Annotated in this window: 15 protein-coding genes; 8 read left to right on the top strand and 7 right to left on the bottom strand. The window is 70.0% G+C overall.

Annotation, left to right across the window (positions count from 1 at the left end):
• Positions 1-39: 39 nt before the first annotated feature.
• Positions 40-1,167 carry an alkaline phosphatase family protein gene (locus IFU19_RS04800; RefSeq protein ID WP_192013054.1) on the top strand — a complete coding sequence of 376 codons (1,128 nt, stop codon included), beginning with the start codon at positions 40-42 and terminating at the stop codon, positions 1,165-1,167.
• Positions 1,168-1,237: 70 nt separating this feature from the next.
• Here the strand turns inward: IFU19_RS04800 and sepH are convergent, their stop codons facing one another.
• On the bottom strand, positions 1,238-2,275 hold the full coding sequence (gene sepH, locus IFU19_RS04795) for a septation protein SepH (protein ID WP_192013053.1): 1,038 nt from the start codon (positions 2,273-2,275) through the stop codon (positions 1,238-1,240).
• A 222-nt stretch (positions 2,276-2,497) separates the two neighbouring features.
• On the opposite strand from sepH, the gene IFU19_RS04790 reads away from it, so the two are divergent.
• The gene (locus tag IFU19_RS04790; RefSeq protein ID WP_055837222.1) at positions 2,498-2,791 is read left to right on the top strand and encodes a DUF4193 domain-containing protein; all 294 of its coding nucleotides are present in this window, start codon (positions 2,498-2,500) and stop codon (positions 2,789-2,791) included.
• Here the strand turns inward: IFU19_RS04790 and IFU19_RS04785 are convergent.
• Positions 2,766-3,257 carry a DUF3093 domain-containing protein gene (locus tag IFU19_RS04785; protein ID WP_055837225.1) on the bottom strand — a complete coding sequence of 164 codons (492 nt, stop codon included), beginning with the start codon at positions 3,255-3,257 and terminating at the stop codon, positions 2,766-2,768. The two genes, IFU19_RS04790 and IFU19_RS04785, sit on opposite strands and share 26 nt — an antisense overlap.
• A gap of 12 nt (positions 3,258-3,269) precedes the next feature.
• Between IFU19_RS04785 and dut the strand changes: the two genes are divergently transcribed.
• From dut to dxs, 5 genes are all read left to right on the top strand, one after another.
• Positions 3,270-3,725: a dUTP diphosphatase gene (dut, locus tag IFU19_RS04780; RefSeq protein WP_191915085.1), complete on the top strand. Its 456-nt coding sequence runs from the start codon at positions 3,270-3,272 to the stop codon at positions 3,723-3,725.
• Entirely contained in the window at positions 3,722-4,345 is a 624-nt protein-coding gene (locus tag IFU19_RS04775) for a DUF3710 domain-containing protein (RefSeq protein ID WP_055940281.1), read from the top strand. Before dut ends, IFU19_RS04775 begins: the two co-directional genes overlap by 4 nt.
• Positions 4,342-5,097 (top strand): DUF3159 domain-containing protein, encoded by a 756-nt coding sequence (locus tag IFU19_RS04770; RefSeq protein WP_055837234.1) that lies wholly within the window; start codon positions 4,342-4,344, stop codon positions 5,095-5,097. The genes IFU19_RS04775 and IFU19_RS04770 overlap by 4 nt, the downstream gene beginning before the upstream one ends.
• Before the next feature lie 133 nt (positions 5,098-5,230).
• Positions 5,231-8,071 carry an aconitate hydratase gene (locus IFU19_RS04765; RefSeq protein WP_055837237.1) on the top strand — a complete coding sequence of 947 codons (2,841 nt, stop codon included), beginning with the start codon at positions 5,231-5,233 and terminating at the stop codon, positions 8,069-8,071.
• 166 nt (positions 8,072-8,237) lie between these two features.
• On the top strand, positions 8,238-10,184 hold the full coding sequence (gene dxs, locus IFU19_RS04760; RefSeq protein ID WP_191915087.1) for a 1-deoxy-D-xylulose-5-phosphate synthase: 1,947 nt from the start codon (positions 8,238-8,240) through the stop codon (positions 10,182-10,184).
• 176 nt (positions 10,185-10,360) lie between these two features.
• Here dxs and IFU19_RS04755 read toward each other — a convergent pair whose 3' ends face one another.
• From IFU19_RS04755 to IFU19_RS04740, 4 genes are all read right to left on the bottom strand, one after another.
• Positions 10,361-12,499 (bottom strand): 3-hydroxyacyl-CoA dehydrogenase NAD-binding domain-containing protein, encoded by a 2,139-nt coding sequence (locus IFU19_RS04755; protein ID WP_192013052.1) that lies wholly within the window; start codon positions 12,497-12,499, stop codon positions 10,361-10,363.
• Positions 12,496-13,704 (bottom strand): acetyl-CoA C-acyltransferase, encoded by a 1,209-nt coding sequence (locus IFU19_RS04750; RefSeq protein WP_192013051.1) that lies wholly within the window; start codon positions 13,702-13,704, stop codon positions 12,496-12,498. Before IFU19_RS04750 ends, IFU19_RS04755 begins: the two co-directional genes overlap by 4 nt.
• Before the next feature lie 72 nt (positions 13,705-13,776).
• Complete coding sequence (locus IFU19_RS04745) at positions 13,777-14,973, bottom strand: HRDC domain-containing protein (RefSeq protein ID WP_191915090.1); 1,197 nt, start codon at positions 14,971-14,973, stop codon at positions 13,777-13,779.
• Positions 14,966-15,556 carry a DUF3000 family protein gene (locus tag IFU19_RS04740; protein ID WP_192013050.1) on the bottom strand — a complete coding sequence of 197 codons (591 nt, stop codon included), beginning with the start codon at positions 15,554-15,556 and terminating at the stop codon, positions 14,966-14,968. Before IFU19_RS04740 ends, IFU19_RS04745 begins: the two co-directional genes overlap by 8 nt.
• Positions 15,557-15,581: 25 nt before the next feature.
• Between IFU19_RS04740 and IFU19_RS04735 the strand changes: the two genes are divergently transcribed.
• Positions 15,582-16,799, top strand: coding sequence for an alpha/beta hydrolase family protein (locus IFU19_RS04735; protein ID WP_192013049.1), 1,218 nt, complete (start codon positions 15,582-15,584; stop codon positions 16,797-16,799).
• A gap of 43 nt (positions 16,800-16,842) precedes the next feature.
• Here the strand turns inward: IFU19_RS04735 and IFU19_RS04730 are convergent, their stop codons facing one another.
• Complete coding sequence (locus tag IFU19_RS04730; protein ID WP_181015961.1) at positions 16,843-17,283, bottom strand: SufE family protein; 441 nt, start codon at positions 17,281-17,283, stop codon at positions 16,843-16,845.
• Positions 17,284-17,311: the final 28 nt, after the last annotated feature.

Genomic DNA, 17,311 nt, shown 5'->3' with positions numbered 1-17,311 from the left:
ATCGGACGGGGATCGGAGCCGTGTGGAAGACTTGCTCCGATGTCACTCAGCCTACCGGCGGACCCGCCGCGCTCCCGGAGCCTCACCGGTGTGGTGACGCAGACCATCGCCGCGTTGTCGGGGGAGTCCGACTGGCTCGCCCCCGCGCGCAGCGCGATCGTGTTCGTCGTCGACGGCCTGGGCAGCCACAACCTCGCCGCGCGTCGCGGACACGCGCGCTTCCTGTCGTCGGCGGGCGGGCGTCGCGACGTCGCGCGCACGGTGTTCCCCTCGACGACCGCCGCCGCCCTGACGAGTCTGCTGACCGGCACCGACCCCGGTGTGCACGGCATCGTGGGCTACCGCGCCCGCGTCCCGGGCACGCGCACCGCCCCCAACCAGTTGCACGGCTGGGAGACCGACGGCCTCGATCCGCACACGTGGCAGCGCAGCCGGCCCCTGCTCGAGCAGCGCGTCGATGCGGAGCACCCGTGCTTCGTCGTGTCGCGCCCGGCCTACGCCGGAACCGGCTTCACCGAAGCGACGCTGCGCGGCGCCGAGCTCGTCTCGTCGAACGACATCGACGAACGCGTGCGCCTCGCGGCCGACCTGGCGGCCCGGCATGCCGGAGCCCTGGTGTACCTCTACGCCCCGGAACTCGACACGGCGGGCCACCGCGACGGCTGGGAGTCGGATCGCTGGACCGACGCGCTCGAGACGGTGGATGCCGCCGCCCGCCGCCTCGGCGAGTCGATCGACGCGGGCACCGGCGTGCTCGTGACCGCCGACCACGGCATGGTGGACGTCCCCGCGCACAAGCACGTGCTGCTGCGCGACGGCGACGAGCTGCTCGACGGCGTCGACCTGCTCGGGGGCGAACCCCGCATGCTGCACCTCTACGCCGACGAGGGGCGAGCGGATGCCGTAGCTGCGGCCTGGAAGGCCCGCGAGGCGTCGCGCGCCTGGGTGCTGACCCGCGACGAGGCGATCGCGGCGGGCCTGTTCGGTCAGGTCGACGACGAGGTACGGGAGCGGATCGGCGACGTCGTCGTCGCGGCGCGCGGGCGCTTCGCCTACTACGACGACCGAGAGGCCGACAAGCGACCCCAGCGCATGATCGGCCAGCACGGCTCGCTGACCGAAGAGGAACGCACGGTGCCGCTGCTGCGCCTCGGCGCCTTCGCCTGAGCGGTCTCGTGCGGGCGGGGTCCCGGCATCCGCCCGCGCACCATCCGCGTGCGGGACCGGGGAGAGAGCGTCAGCTCTCGTCGGTGCGCGCCCCGAACACGATCTCGTCCCACGACGGCATCGACGGGCGCCCCTTGCTGCGCCGCGCGGAATCCGCCGACGACGAAGACGAACGATCCGGGTCGGCGGGGGAGTCCGCGTCAGTGGACGGCGTCGGCTCGACCGCGTCGAACAGCGACACCGGAGGGCCCGACGGACGCCGCTCCGGCGACGGCTCGCTCTCGGTCATGCCGGGGAGCGGTTCGCGCTGCCCACGACGACGGCGCAGGGCCTCGAGCAGGTCGGCCGTCTCCGACGAGGCGACCGGGGCGTCGGGAGCACGGTTGATGGCCGCAGCCTGCACGGCGGGGGCGATGGGGCCGGTGCCTTCGACTCCCGGCTCGTCCTCGATGTCGAGGCGACGGGGACCGAACGACCCGCTGTCGAAACGCGAGTCGTCCTTCGAGACGGTGTCGAGGGCGCGGAGGCGCGGGATGAGCCCCTCGGGGAGCGACCCCTGCCGTGAGAGCTGGATGGCGTCTGCGTTCTGCGGCGACAGGCTGCTGCGGCGCGGGTCGAAGCCCCACCGCGCGTCGTGGTCGATGCCGTTGGCCGTGAACTCGAGCTTCACCAGCCAGCTCGAACCCTCTTTCCAGCTGGTCCAGCGCTCGGCTGAGGCACCGGCCTCGCCGAGCTTGGCGCGCACGGCCGCACCGAAGGTGATGGGGGCGTCGTGCTCGAGGGCACCGCCGAGCAGCACCGGGACGGCCAGGGCCTGACCGACGACGTGCTCGCGCTCGGCGAGGACCGGGCGCTCGAAACGCTCGACGTCTTCGACGCGGGCGTTCAGCAGGGTGGCCACCTCGCGGGCCGACATCCCGGCGCGGATGTGCGCCTGGATCTCGCGGGGGCTGGGGCGCGGGGCACGGCCGTCGTCGCTGCGATCACGACGGGCGCGGCGCGCCTCGGCGCGCAGCACGTCGTCGAGCGGCAGCGCGAAGCGCTCGCCCGCCTGAGTCGCGACGACGAGGACGTCGTCCTCGGTGCCGATGACTTTGAGCTGTTCCATGCGAAACACCCCTCCGATCTGCGGTCGAGGCCCATGCTGACACGCTCGCCGCGTGGTTCCGGGAATATCGCGGGCGCGCCGCGAGTTTCACGCCTCGCCCAATACGCAACCCGTCCCCCGAGCATTTGCTTATCGAGGTCGGGTCATGCAAACTATGGCCGCCCGATCGGGCACCCGATGGGGCACAGCACCACAAAACACTGGAAGTAGAGACCTGCACGCATGGCAACGGATTACGACGCACCGCGCAAGACCGAGGACGACAGCGAGTCGATCGAGGCCCTCAAGGAGCGCGTGCCCGACAAGGCGTCGGGGTCGATCGACAACGAGGACGCCGACAACCCTTCGGGCTTCGAACTGCCCGGCGCCGACCTCTCCGACATCGAGCTCGATGTCGTCGTTCTCCCCGCTCAGGAAGACGAGTTCACCTGCATGAACTGCTTCCTCGTGAAGCACCGCTCCCAGATCGCAGAAGAGAGCGGCCCCGGCTTCATCTGCCTGGAGTGCGCAGCCTGACCTGAGCACGCTGGATCGCCGCCACCAGGCGATCCGGCGTGCGGGTGGACACCACCCACGACGGGGTCGGATCGTCGGGGTCGGTCACGGGAATCGTGACGACACCGTCGACACCACCCCGGATGACGTGCCAGGCCCGGTGGTCGAGACCACTCCCGCGGGCCGTGCGCGCCTCTTCAGCGGCCACGCCGACGGGGGTCCCCAAGAACTCCACCGGGATGTGGCCGCGCCCCGCGCGCAACTCGCCGTCGCGGATCTCGACGACGGGGGAGATGGCGACGAGACCCACCACGATCGCCACCGACACCAGGAGCCCGATGAACAGGGCCAGCGTGGTGTCGAGCGGCGAGAACACCAGGGCGGCCATGGGGCCGCACACGGCGGCGGCGACGAGCGCCCAGAGCGACGGGCTCAGACGCTCTCGATAGTCGGCTGCGGTGCGGATGCCGCACCCCCTCTTCTGCATTACCCTCGTGGGGTGACCGAAACGGTGGACGTCCCAATTGTCGCATCCGAGCCCCCGGTCTTCGCCCACCCCGGCGACGCCGGTGCCGACCTGATCGCCGCCGAGGCCGTGTGCCTGCAACCCGGGCGCCGCGCGCTGGTGTCCACCGGCGTGCGCATCGCCCTCCCCGAGGGCCACGCGGCCTTCGTGGTGCCCCGCAGCGGGCTCGCTGCGAAGCACGGCATCACCGTCCTCAACTCCCCGGGCACGATCGACGCCGGGTACCGCGGCGAGATCAAGGTGGCCCTGCTGAACACCGACCTCGACGAGGCCTATGACATCGCGGTCGGAGACCGCATCGCCCAGCTCATCGTGATGCCCGTCCCGCCCGTGCGCTTCGTCCCCGTCGACGAACTTCCCGACAGCGTGCGCGGCGACGGCGGTTTCGGATCGAGCGGATACCAGAGCCTTCAAGGGAGCACACGATGACCGACAACGACCAGCCCGGCACAGACCAGCCCGGAACCGAGGTCGTCACGGCGGCCAAGAGCGCCCCGGCCGATCGCGACAGCGCCGGCCCCTTCGACGAATCCGAAGCGAACCCGGTACGCCCCTACATCGACCTGGGCGGCATCAAGATCCTCCCGCGCGAAGGACTCAACCTGCGCCTCGAGGTCGAGGAGCAGACCAAGCGCATCGTGGCCGTGGGCCTCGACTACTCCGAGTCCACCCTGCAGGTGCAGCCCTTCGCGGCCCCGCGCACCAGCGGCCTGTGGGAAGAGACGCGCGAGCAGATCCGACAGCAGGTCAAGCAGCAGGGCGGCCGCGTCGAGGAGCGCGAGGGCCCGCTGGGTCCCGAGCTGCTCGCCGAGGTGCCCGTCATGGCCGGCGCCGACGGCTCGGCCAAGCGTCTGGCCCGCTTCGTCGGCGTCGACGGCCCGCGCTGGTTCCTGCGCGGGGTGATCGGGGGAGCCGCGACCTCCGACGTCGCGGCCGCCGCCGCCGTCGAAGACCTCTTCCGCTCGATCGTCGTGGTGCGGGGCACCTCGCCCATGCCGCCGCGCGATCTGATCCCCCTCCGGATGCCGGCGACCCCCGGCACCGCATGAGCGACGACTCGCCGCGCCCGGCGCACGACGACGCCCGCGTCCCCCTCGAGCCGCCTTCGGCCGCAGACAGCGTCGGAGCCGCGCTGGGGAACGCCGCGCGTCGCGCGGGCCTCGACCCCGCGAAGCACAGCTCCACCGGCGCTGCCGTGTGGTCGGCGATGGGCGGGTGGCGCGGCATCCTGGAATCGGTGCTGCCGTCGCTGGCGTTCGTCGTGCTGTTCACGGTCACGATCGATCCCGAGACGCGCCAGGGCAACCTCTGGGTGAGCCTCGGGGTGTCGGTGGGTCTCGCCGTGGTCTTCACGCTGGCGCGCCTGATCGCGAAGTCTCCGCCCAGCGCCGCCATCGGGGGTCTGCTCGCCACCGCGGGCGCCGCGATCCTGGCCCTGGTGACGGGCCGCGGTCAGGACAATTTCGTGCTCGGGTTCTTCACGAACGGCGCGTACGGCACGGCCTTCCTGGTCTCGGCCCTCATCGGCTGGCCGCTCATCGGCCTCGCGGCGGGCTACCTGCTGGGCGAGGGCACGGCCTGGCGGGCGGACCGCCGCAAACGTCGGGCCTACACCTGGCTCTCGATCGCCTGGGCGGCACTGTTCGCGGCGCGCCTGATCGTGCAGCTTCCGCTGTACTTCGCCGGCGACGTCACCGCGCTCGGCACGCTGAAGATCGTCATGGGCCTGCCGCTGTTCGCCCCGATGCTCGCCGTGACGTGGCTCGTGGTGCGCGCTCTCACTCCTCGCCGAGAGTCCTGATAATATCTTGACATCAAGATAAATCCGTCGCCCCAGACGGTTAGGTCGACCTTCCTGGCATCGACGTCTCCGCGCGGGGAAGATGGGAAACTGCGGGTCTACGCCTGCGCATTCGCCGACGAAGGAGACGATCGTGTCCACGGTTGACAGCTTCGGTGCCAAGAGCACCCTGACGGTCGGCAGCACCGACTACGAGATCTTCCGCATCGACACGGTCGCCGGTTACGAGAAGCTCCCGTTCAGCCTCAAGGTGCTGCTCGAGAACCTGCTCCGCACCGAGGATGGCGCGAACGTCACCAAGGAGCAGATCCAGGCGCTCGGTTCGTGGGTCCCCACGGCCGACCCCGACACCGAGATCCAGTTCACGCCGGCCCGCGTGGTCATGCAGGACTTCACCGGTGTGCCCTGCATCGTCGACCTCGCCACCATGCGCGAGGCCGTCACCGCCCTGGGCGGCGACCCCAACAAGATCAACCCGCTCTCGCCCGCCGAGATGGTCATCGACCACTCGGTCATCGCCGACCTGTTCGGCAGCGAGAACGCCCTCGAGCGCAACGTCGAGATCGAGTACGAGCGCAACGGCGAGCGGTACCAGTTCCTCCGTTGGGGCCAGACGGCCTTCGACGACTTCAAGGTCGTCCCCCCGGGAACCGGCATCGTGCACCAGGTCAACATCGAGCACTTGGCCAAGGTCGTCTACGACCGCACCGTCGACGGCGTGCTGCGTGCGTACCCCGACACCTGCGTCGGCACCGACTCGCACACCACGATGGTCAACGGCCTGGGCGTGCTGGGCTGGGGCGTCGGCGGCATCGAGGCCGAGGCGGCCATGCTCGGCCAGCCCGTGTCGATGCTCATCCCGCGCGTCGTCGGCTTCAAGCTCACCGGTGAGATCCCCGCCGGGGTCACCGCGACCGACGTCGTGCTCACCATCACCGACATGCTGCGCAAGCACGGCGTCGTCGGCAAGTTCGTCGAGTTCTACGGCGAGGGCGTCGCCTCGGTGCCGCTGGCCAACCGCGCCACCATCGGCAACATGAGCCCCGAGTTCGGCTCGACGGCTGCGATGTTCCCCATCGACGACGTCACCCTCGAGTACCTGCGCCTCACCGGCCGCGACGAGCAGACCGTCGACCTGGTCGAGGCGTACGCCAAAGAGCAGAAGCTGTGGCACGACCCGTCGCGCGAACTGTCGTTCAGCGAGTTCATCGAGCTCGACCTCTCGACCGTCGTCCCCTCGATCGCGGGCCCGAAGCGCCCGCAGGACCGCATCCTGCTGTCCGAGGCGAAGTCGCAGTTCGAGAAGGACATCCTGAACTACGCCGACGCGTCGGTCTCGGACTCGATCGTCGACCTCGAGGTCGACGGCACCTTCCCCGCCTCCGACCCCGGTTCGGTCCCCGGCGAAGAAGAGGAAGACGTCACCGACAGCGAGGTGCTCATCTCGTCGGGGCACCCCGTCAACGCCTCGAACCCGGTGCGCGTGACGACGCCCGACGGGCAGTCGTACCTGCTCGACAACGGCGCCGTCACCCTGGCCGCCATCACGTCGTGCACCAACACCTCGAACCCCTCGGTCATGATCGCGGCGGGCCTGCTCGCCAAGAACGCCGTCGACAAGGGCCTGAAGCGCAAGCCGTGGGTCAAGACGACGCTCGGACCGGGCTCGAAGGTCGTCACCGACTACTACGAGAAGTCGGGCCTCGACAAGTCGCTCGAGGGCCTCGGCTTCTACACCGTCGGCTACGGCTGCACGATCTGCATCGGCAACTCGGGTCCGCTCATCGAAGAGGTCTCCACGGCCGTCAACGAGCACGACCTGGCGGTCACCGCGGTGCTCTCGGGCAACCGCAACTTCGAGGGTCGCATCAGCCCCGACGTGAAGATGAACTACCTGGCCTCGCCGCCGCTGGTGGTCGCCTACGCGCTGGCCGGCTCGATGAACTTCGACTTCGAGACCGACGCGCTCGGCACCGACCAGAACGGCGAAGACGTCTTCCTGAAGGACATCTGGCCGGCCCCCGACCAGGTGCAGTCGATCATCGACGCGTCGATCTCGCGTGAGCAGTTCATCACCCAGTACGCCACCGTCTTCGAGGGTGACGAGCGCTGGAAGAACCTGCCCACCCCGACCGGCCCGACCTTCGAGTGGGACGCCGACTCGACCTACGTGCGCAAGGCTCCGTACTTCGAGGGCATGACCATGGAGCCCGACGCCGTGCGCGACATCAGTGGCGCGCGCGTCATGGCGACGCTCGGCGACTCGGTCACCACCGACCACATCAGCCCGGCCGGCAACATCAAGGCGGGCACGCCCGCCGCGCAGTACCTGATGGACCACGGCGTCGCGCAGAAGGACTTCAACTCCTACGGCTCGCGCCGCGGCAACCACGAGATCATGATCCGTGGCACGTTCGCGAACATCCGCCTGAAGAACGAACTGGTCGCCGCCGTCAACGACGGTCAGATCATCGAGGGCAGCTACACGCGCGACTTCACCCAGGCCGGTGGCCCGCAGACGTTCATCTACGACGCCTGCATGAACTACCAGGAGCAGGGCACCCCGCTCGTCATCTTCGGTGGCAAGGAGTACGGCTCCGGCTCGTCGCGTGACTGGGCGGCCAAGGGCACGAACCTCCTCGGCGTGAAGGCCGTCATCACCGAGAGCTTCGAGCGCATCCACCGCTCGAACCTCATCGGCATGGGCGTCGTCCCGCTGCAGTTCCCCGCCGGCGAGAGCTGGAAGACCCTGGGTCTCGACGGCACCGAGATCGTCTCGATCGAGGGCCTCGAACAGCTCAACGAGGGTGTCACGCCCAAGACGGTCAAGGTCATCGCGACCCCGAGCGAGTTCTCTCCCGAGGGCAAGCAGCCGATCGAGTTCGACGCGGTCGTGCGCATCGACACCCCCGGTGAGGCGGACTACTACCGCAACGGCGGCATCCTGCAGTACGTGCTGCGTTCGCTGGTCTGACACACCCGCACCGTCGTGCCCCGGGAGCCTCGCTCCCGGGGCACGCGGCGTTTACGGAGACCACGAAACGACCGTGATCGCAAGGCGTTGCCGGGCCCGACCGGCCCCCCGAGACTAGAATCGACAGGTATTCGCACCACTGCGTCTACCGCACGAGAGGAGTCGCATGGCTCTCCTACCCGGCATTCACGGTCCCCGTGACCTCGACGACCTGGGCCCCGCGCAGCTGCGTCAGCTGGCCGCTGAGGTCCGGTCGTTCCTCGTCGAGAACGTCTCGCGCACCGGCGGCCACCTCGGTCCGAACCTGGGCGTCGTCGAACTGACGATCGCCCTGCACAAGGTGTTCGACTCGCCCGCCGATCCCATCATCTTCGACACCGGTCACCAGTCGTACGTCCACAAGATGCTCACCGGGCGTCAGGACTTCGCCAACCTCCGCTCGCGCGGGGGATTGGCCGGGTATCCGCAGCGCTCCGAGAGCGAGCACGACGTCGTCGAGTCCTCGCACGCGTCGAGCTCGCTGAGCTGGGCAGACGGGGTCTCGCGCGCGTTCTCGCGCACCGGACGCACCGATCGTCACGTGGTCGCCGTCGTCGGAGACGGCGCGCTCACGGGCGGCATGACGTGGGAGGCGCTGAACAACATCAGCGACGACAACGACCGCAACCTCGTCATCGTCGTCAACGACAACGGGCGCTCCTACGCCCCGACCATCGGCGGCATGGCGCGCTACCTCAACCGTGTCCGTACGAACGACGCCTACCGCACACTGCACCGCGGCTCCGACACGCTGTTCCGGCGCTTAGGCCCCGCGGCTCGCGCCGTGTACCGCGGCGTCCGCGGCGGCACGCACGGGTTCCTCTCGCGCTTCACGAACAACGAGGCGCTGTACAGCAACCTCGACATCAAGTACCTGGGCCCGGTCGACGGGCACGACTTCGACGTGCTGATCGAGACGCTCGAGCTGGCCAAGTCGTACGGCGCTCCCGTCATCGTCCACGCGATCACCGACAAGGGCAGCGGATACGCCCCGGCACTCAGCGACACCGCCGACCAGTTCCACGCGGTGGGCAAGATCGACCCGATCACCGGCGAGGCCGTCGGCTCGGGCGGCGGCCCGCAGTGGACCGACGTCTTCGCCGAGGAACTCGTGGCCGTCGGTGCCGAGCGCGACGACGTCATCGCCATGACGGCCGCGATGCTGCGGCCGACCGGGCTGCAGCAGTTCGCCGAGCGGTTCCCCGAGCGCGTCTACGACGTCGGCATCGCCGAACAGCACGCCGTCGCCTCGGCCGCCGGCCTCGCCTTCGGCGGCCTGCACCCCGTCGTGGCGATCTACGCCACCTTCATGAACCGTGCGTTCGACCAGGTCATGATGGACGTCGCCCTGCACAAGGCGGGGGTGACGTTCGTTCTCGACCGTGCCGGCGTGACGGGTCCCGACGGCCCCAGCCACCACGGCATCTGGGATCTCGCGATGCTGCAACTCGTCCCGGGCATCCGCATCGCCGCGCCGCGCGACGCGAGCCGTCTGCGCGAGGAGTTCCGCGAGGCGACCGCCGTCGAAGACGCCCCCACCGTCGTGCGGTACCCGAAGGGCAAGATCCCCGACGACCTCGATGCGATCGAGCGTCTCGCCGACGGCGTCGACGTGCTCGCGCGCGGCTCGTCAGAAGATGTGCTGCTCGTCGGCATCGGCCCGATGGTGCACCTGGCGATGGAGGTCGCCGAGCGGCTTCGCGCGCAGGGCATTGGCGCGACGGTGATCGATCCCCGCTGGGCCATCCCGGTGCAGCCGTCGATCGTCGAACTCGCCCGTACGCATCGTCTGGTGATCACGATCGAGGACGGCATCCGAGTCGGCGGAGTCGGCACCCGTGTGCGTCAGGTGCTCCGTGAGGCCGGCGTCGACACGGCGGTCGACGAACTCGGCATCCCCGACGCCTTCATCGACCACGCGACGCGCGAGCAGATCCTCGAGGATGCCGGGCTCACGGCGTCGAAGATCGCCCACGACGTGGTGGCCCAGGTGCTCGGCACCCGCATCCCCATGGCCCGACAGACGCCCACCGGGTCGATCCCCACGTTCGACTGGGAGAAGTCGCGCCCGTGACGCCGACCCTGTGACGCTGGCCTCGTGACGGGCTGAGATCAGGCCGGACCGCACGGTTTCCGGCCTGATCTCGTCGTGCGGGTCGTTCCCACGACGCTGCACGCCCCGAGACGGCGCCCCGCTCCGCGGGCACGACAGCGGCGCCGCCCCCTCGGGGACGGCGCCGCTGTGGTGCGTCAGGCTCCGATGCCGCGAATGGGCGGGTGGTGGAACGTGTCGCCGAAGGCGCGATCCGACGCTCCCTCGCGATCGAGGTACGGCGAGGCGCCGCCGTCGATGAAGGGCCATCCGGCGCCGAGGATGAGGCACAGGTCGATGTCTTCGACCTCGGGCACCACGCCCTCGTCGAGCATGATCTTGATCTCCTGTGCGAGGCCGTCCTGCACGCGGGCGAGGATCGTCTCGGGCGCGACCGGCGTCTTCCCGGTGACGAGAACCTTCTGCGCGGCCTTCGTCCAGCCGGTCACGCGACCGCCCTTGTCCTTCTCGACGACCTCCGGGAGCGCGGCGAGCTCGTGGAAGTTCTCCGACGAGAAGAAGCGGTCGGGGAACGCGTGCGCCATCGTGTCCTGCACGTGGGCGGCGACCTTCCATCCCACGAGGTCGATGAGCTGGAACGGCCCCATCGGCAGGCCGAGAGGTGCGAACGCCTTCTCGACCGTCGCGATCGGGGTGCCCTCGTAGACCGCGCGTGCCGCCTCGCCCATGACCTTCGCCAGCAGACGGTTCACGACGAAGCCGGGTGCATCGGCGGTGAGCACCGCGTTCTTGCCCAGGCCCTTCGCGACGACGAACGCCGTCGACAGGGCGGCGTCGCTCGTGGCAGCCGTCTTCACGACCTCGATGAGCGGCATCACCGCGACGGGGTTGAAGAAGTGGAAGCCGACGAGACGCTCGGGGTTCTGCAGCACCGAGCCGATTTCGGCCACCGAGAGCGACGAGGTGTTCGTGGCGAGGATCGCGTCGTCGGCGACGATCTTCTCGATGGCCGAGAACACCTCCTGCTTGACCCCGACCTCTTCGAACACCGCCTCGATGACGAAGTCGCAGTCGGCGAACTCCGAGCGGTCGGTCGTGCCGTGCACGAGGGCGCGCAGCTGGTTGGCGGTGTCGCCGTCGAGGCGGCCCTTGGCTTCGAGCTTGCCGATCTCTTCGCGGATGGATGCCACGCCCTTGTCGACGCGCCCCTGGTCGAGGTCGGTGATGATCACGGGGACCCGGAGCTTGCGCACGAACAGCAGCGCGAACTGCGACGCCATGAGACCGGCGCCGATGACGCCGACCTGGGTGACCTTCTTCGCGAGCGCCTTGTCGGGGGCCCCGACCGGACGCTTCGCGCGCTTCTGCACGAGGTCGAAGGCGTACATGGATGCCGCGAACTGGTCGCCCGTGATGAGATCGGCGAGAGCTTCGTCTTCGCGGGCGAAGCCCTCGGCCCTCGTGCCGCTCTTGGCCTTGTCGAGCAAGTCGAGCGCGACGTAGGGGGAGCGGGGGACGGTGCCGATCTTCGACTCGAGCATGCCGCGGGCCATCTTGATCGCGATGGGCCACTTGGTCAGGCGCTCGAGCTTGCCCGGCTCGTTCTTGCGCTCGACCTTCACCCGGCCGGTGAGCACGCCGTCGGCCCACCGCAGCGAGTCCTCGAGGTACGAGGCCGCCGGGAAGATGGCATCCATGATCCCGAGGTCGAAAGCCTGCTGCGGCTTGAGCATGCGGTTCTGCTTGAGCGGGTTCGAGATGACGACCTCGAGCGCGTTCTCGATGCCGATCAGGTTCGGCAGCAGGTAGGCGCCGCCCCAGCCGGGGATGATGCCGAGGAACACCTCGGGCAGGGCCACCGCCGCGGCCGAGGCGTCGACCGTGCGATACGTCGAGTTCAGCGCGATCTCGAGACCGCCGCCGAGTGCGAGGCCGTTCACGAAGGCGAACGAGGGCACGCCCAGCTCGGAGAGCGAGCCGATCACCTGATGTCCGCGCTGGGCGATCAATCGGGCGACGTCTTTCGAGGGCAGCTTCGCCACGTCGGACAGATCGGCGCCGGCCGCGAGGATGTACTGCTTGCCCGTGATGGCGACGGCGTGGATCTCGCCGGCCGCGGCCCGGCTCTTCAGAGTCTCGAGCGTGCGCCCGAGCTCGGCGAGCGTCGCCGGCCCCAGGGTGTTGGGGCGGGTGTGGTCGCGACCGTTGTCGAGCGTGACCAGGGCGACCACGTTACCCGAGGGCAGGCGCACGTCACGGACGGGGGAGTGGGTCACGACCTCGTCGCCGGTGAGGGCGTCGAGCGGCGAGAAGTCGATGGCGGCGTAGTCGGTCACTTGCGCTTCTTCTTTCCGTCGAAGAACGGGTTCTCCCAGATGACCGAGCCACCCTGACCGAGTCCCACGCACATGGCGGTGAGGCCGTAGCGCACGTCCGGACGCTCGGCGAACTGAGCGGCCAGCTGGATCATGAGACGGACTCCGGATGCCGCGAGCGGGTGGCCCAGGGCGATGGCGCCGCCCCACGGGTTCACGCGCGGATCGTCGTCGGCGATGCCGAAGTGATCGAGCAGCGAGATCACCTGGATGGCGAAGGCTTCGTTGAGCTCGAACAGACCGATGTCGTCGATCGTGAGCCCGGCCTTCTTGAGCGCCTTCTCGGTCGAGGGGATGGGTCCGATGCCCATGATCTCGGGCTCGACGCCGGCGAAGGCGAACGAGACCATGCGCATCTTCGGAGTGAGACCGAGCTCTTTCACGGCACCGGAACCGGCGAGCAGGCTGATGGTCGCACCGTCGGTCAGCGGCGACGACGTGGCCGCGGTGACCCGTCCGTGCGGGCGGAACGGTGTCTTGAGCGTCGCGAGTCCCTCGAGGGTCGTCTCGGGTCGGCGGCCCTCGTCTTCGGTCGCGAGTCCCCACGCGCCCTCGGCGTTCTTCACCGCGACCGAGACCAGGTCGGGCTGGATCTTGCCGGCCTCGTAGGCGGCCTGCACCTTGTGCTGGCTGGCGACCCCGAAGCGGTCGGCGCGGTCCTTGGTCAGGTGCGGGAAGCGGTCGTGGATGCGCTCGGCCGTCACGCCCATGTTGAGCGCGCCCGGGTCGACGAGCTTCTCGGCGACGAAGCGGGGGTTGGGGTCGGCGCCTGCGCCGATGGGGTGGCGGCCCATGTGCTCGACACCGCCCGCGAGGGCGAGGTCGTACATGCCGACGCCGATCGAGGCACCCATGGTGGTGACGCTCGTCATGGCTCCCGCACACATGCGCTCGACCGCGAAGCCGGGCACCGTCATCGGCAGACCCGCGAGGATCGCCGCCGTGCGTCCCAGGGTCAGCCCCTGGTCACCGGTCTGCGAGGTGGCGGCGATGGCCACGTCGTCGATCCGGTCCTTCGGCACGTCGCCGTTGCGCTCCATCAGCCCGATGATCGCCTTGACCACCAGATCGTCGGCACGCGTGTTCCAGTACATGCCTTTTTCGCCGGCGCGCCCGAAGGGGGTACGCATTCCGTCGACGAAGAAGACGTCCGTCATCTCGGCCACTCTGCCTCCATTGTTTGGGATGACCCCCAGCCTAGGAAGGCGGTTCGGCGCCCGAGAATCGGTTGTCCGAACCTACGAATCCGTGACGGGGACGTCGTCTTCCGTGTTGAGGGAAGCTACAAAGCTATCGGCGATCACCTGTGCGGTCTGATCAATCTGCCAGGGTCGAGCACCCCACTCCGCCAGCGCCGCGCCGACGGCGTCGGCCGTGAGCTCGGCGGGGGGAGCCCACGCCACGCGGCGCAACGTCTCGGGGGTGAGCAGGTTCTCGGTCGGCATGTGCAGCGCTTCGGCGCGCTCCTCGACGGCGGGACGCGCCGCCTTCAGACGGCGGTCGGCATCGGGGTTGCGATCGACCCACGCGCGGGGAGGGGGAAGCGTATCGCTCGGCACCCGGTCGGCGGGCAGCTCGGTCGCCTCGCGCCCGGCGACGATGGCGTTCCACCACCGGTCGAGCTGCGTCCGGCTCGCTCGGCCGTTGAACTCCTTGATGCCCGCGAGGGCCTGCTTGGTCGCCGGGTCGGCCATCACGGCGGCGACCAGAGCGCGATCGGGTACGAGTCGCCCGGGGGCGATGTCCTGCTCCCGCGCGAAGTCTTCGCGCGCCTGCCAGAGCGAGCGGGCGATGGCGAGCGATCGTCGACCGCGCACCGAGTGCAGGCCGCTGAGGCGGCGCCACGGGTCTTCACGCGCGGGCTTGGGCAGACGCTCGAGCACCGCCTGGAACTCCTGGCGGGCGAACTCGGTCTTCTGCTGCTCCTCGAGCTCGGCGACCAGCACGTCGCGCACGTCGATCAGGTGCTCGACGTCGAGAGCGGCGTACTCGAGCCAGGATGCCGGAAGCGGACGCGTCGACCAGTCGGCGGCCGAGTGCGCCTTGGCCAGCGTGATGCCGAGCGTGTGCTCCACCACGGCCCCGAGGCCGACGCGCTCGTGACCCAACAGGCGCGAGCCCAACTCGGTGTCGAAGATGTGCGGGGGCTCGAGACCCCGTTCCCGCAGCGACGGGAGATCCTGGCTCGCCGCGTGGAACACCCACTCCGCATCGCCGATCGCCGCTTGCAGGGGCGCGAAGTCGTCGATGGTGGACGGGTCGAAGAGGAACACTCCGGCGCCGCGGCGGAACACCTGGATCAGGTAGGCCCGCTGCGAGTAGCGGAAACCCGACGCCCGTTCGACGTCGACGGCCACGGGACCCGTGCCCGCCGCCAGACTCTCGCACGCGGAGCTCAGCCCCGCGGCATCCTCGATGACGATGTACTCAACCACGCGTGGGCCTCCGGGCTCCGAACACGGCAACACCCTCCGACCCCGGGGGGAGGCCGGCGAGCATGCACACAAGCTCCGCCCACGCCTCGAGGTGCGGGCGGAAGGGACCGCGCGGCGTCCATGACGCGCGAAGTTCGATCTGCGACCCCTCGCCCTGCGCGGCGAGGGCGCCGAAGCCGGTCGAGAGGGTCTTGGTAGCGGTGCCCGACTCCGAGTGACGCTCCGCGCCGCGTGAGTCGAGGGCGTCGATGAGCCACGACCACGCGACGTCGGCGAGCAGCGGGTCGATGCCGATCTCGGGCTCGAGCGGTGCCTGCGCGAAGCAGACGATGCGCCACGCCCCACCCCACGGCTCGGGCTCCTCGGGGTCGTGCAACAGGATGAAACGCCCGGTGCCGAAGGGCGAATCCGTCGCGTGCGCCTCGGGCCGCACATCGCCGGCCAGCGCGAGTGAGAAGGGCGCCAGTCCCGCGGGGGAGGCGATCTCGCGCACGACCAGATCGTCGCGGAACATCGTCGCGCGCACCTCGTCGCCCGCGCGCACGAAGGGGCTGGCGGCGTCCCCGGGGCGCTGGTCAGTCACGGCCACAGACTAGAGTGAGGCCACGATGAACGCTCCCAGGCGCGCCGCGCGTCCGCGCGCATCGCGGCGCACGGTCGCCGGTGTGCGCCTCGCCCTGTCCTCCCTCTCCCTCGCTCTCGGGGTGTCTTCTGCCGCCCTGGCCGCCGTGTCGCTGCGCGTCGCCCGCACCGTGGTCACGCCCGCCGGTCGGGTTCCGAACGTGCGCATCGCCTCGGTCGACGCGGCGGCGCAGACGATCACCCTCGACCGCACCCCCGACACCGAATTGCCCGGCCGGTACGGCCTCTTCACCGTGGGGAGCGTCGACTACCTGCGGGTGGGGTCCATCGTCGGCAGCGACGCGACGACCGTCACCCGCAAGCTGCTGACGCACGTGCCCGCCGACGGCGACCTGGCGCCCGAGGCCGCGTTCAGCGGCTGGTACTACGACCAGCCGGAAGACCTTCACCTCCCCGTGCGTTCGGTGACGATCGACACCCTGGTCGGCGCCTGCCCCGCCTGGGAGTTCCCGGCGCCCGCCGACACCGACGTGTGGGTCATCCAGGTGCACGGGCGCGGCACGACGCGCGCCGAGACGCTGCGGGCCGTCCCCGTCTTCCACGACCTCGGCATCACGAGCCTGGTCGTGTCGTACCGCAACGACGGCGAGGCCGCGCCGAGCGCCACCGGCACGTATGCGCTCGGGGCGACGGAGTGGCGCGACCTGGATGCCGCGATCGGGTACGCCCGCGCGCACGGCGCGCACCGCGTCATCGTGATGGGCTGGTCGATGGGCGGAGCCTTGGCCCTGCAGGCGGCGTTCGACTCACCGCACGGCAACGTCATCGCCGGTCTCGTGCTCGACTCGCCCGTCGTTGACTGGCGCACCGTCCTCGCCTATCAGGGGCGTCTGATGCGCCTGCCCGCGCCGGTGTTCGGCCTCGCCCAGCACCTCATCGGGTCGACCTGGGGCGCCGCCCTGCTCGGCAGCGGCGAACCCATTCCGCTCGACCGCCTCGATGGAGTCGCCCGGGCGGCCGAGCTGCGGCATCCGGTGCTGCTGCTGCACAGCGACGACGACGGGTTCGTCCCCGCCGACGCCTCGCACGCCCTGGCGGCCGCGCGGCCCGACCTCGTCACCATGGAGACCTTCGAGGTGGCGCGCCACACGAAGCTGTGGAACTACGACGAGATGCGGTGGACGGATGCCATCCGCTCGTGGGTGCGCGCCCAGGGCCTCGCGGTCGGCGATCCCGAGGACTGAACACCTCCCCGCGCGCTCGCCGAGCGCACGCGTGCGGCGGGTCTCAGCCGGCGCGCTTCGCGCGCACCTGACGCTTCGCGCGCATGAGCATGCCCGTCATCCCCGCGATGCGCAGCGGACTCACCGCGCGCGTCAACCCGATGCTCTGCGGAAAGTCGTCGGGCACGGCCAGCATCTCATCGGCGCTCAGCCCGGTGAGCCCCTGCGACAGGATGCTCGCGAACCCGCGCGTGGTCGGCGCCTCGGCGGGAGCGGTCGCGTGCATCGCGACGCGATCCTCGGCGTCGACCGTGACGATGATGTACACCGGCGACTGGCACTCGACGACGCGTTCACGCATCTCGGGGTGGTCGGCGTACTCGGCCGGCACCGCCGGCAGCTCCTGCGAGAACTCCAGCAGCAACTGCAACCGGTCGGGCTCGTCGAGCTCGAGGAACTCCTCGCGGATCTCGGCGAGGCGGGCGGGGAGGGCGTTGTCGGACATCTCCGTCATCTTCCCACGCCCGCGACGA

This window comes from Microbacterium sp. CFBP 8794, assembly GCF_014841235.1.
GTDB lineage: Bacteria > Actinomycetota > Actinomycetes > Actinomycetales > Microbacteriaceae > Microbacterium.
This window is presented reverse-complemented; position numbering and strand designations above follow the sequence as displayed.

Coding starts and splice junctions, on each gene's coding strand:
- IFU19_RS04730 (WP_181015961.1), bottom strand. CDS start 17,283: ATGTCCGACAACGCCCTCCCCGCCCGCCTCGCCGAGATCCGCGAGGAG.
- IFU19_RS04770 (WP_055837234.1), top strand. CDS start 4,342: ATGAGCGACGACTCGCCGCGCCCGGCGCACGACGACGCCCGCGTCCCC.
- IFU19_RS04785 (WP_055837225.1), bottom strand. CDS start 3,257: ATGCAGAAGAGGGGGTGCGGCATCCGCACCGCAGCCGACTATCGAGAG.
- IFU19_RS04775 (WP_055940281.1), top strand. CDS start 3,722: ATGACCGACAACGACCAGCCCGGCACAGACCAGCCCGGAACCGAGGTC.
- IFU19_RS04790 (WP_055837222.1), top strand. CDS start 2,498: ATGGCAACGGATTACGACGCACCGCGCAAGACCGAGGACGACAGCGAG.
- sepH (WP_192013053.1), bottom strand. CDS start 2,275: ATGGAACAGCTCAAAGTCATCGGCACCGAGGACGACGTCCTCGTCGTC.
- dxs (WP_191915087.1), top strand. CDS start 8,238: ATGGCTCTCCTACCCGGCATTCACGGTCCCCGTGACCTCGACGACCTG.
- IFU19_RS04800 (WP_192013054.1), top strand. CDS start 40: ATGTCACTCAGCCTACCGGCGGACCCGCCGCGCTCCCGGAGCCTCACC.
- IFU19_RS04735 (WP_192013049.1), top strand. CDS start 15,582: ATGAACGCTCCCAGGCGCGCCGCGCGTCCGCGCGCATCGCGGCGCACG.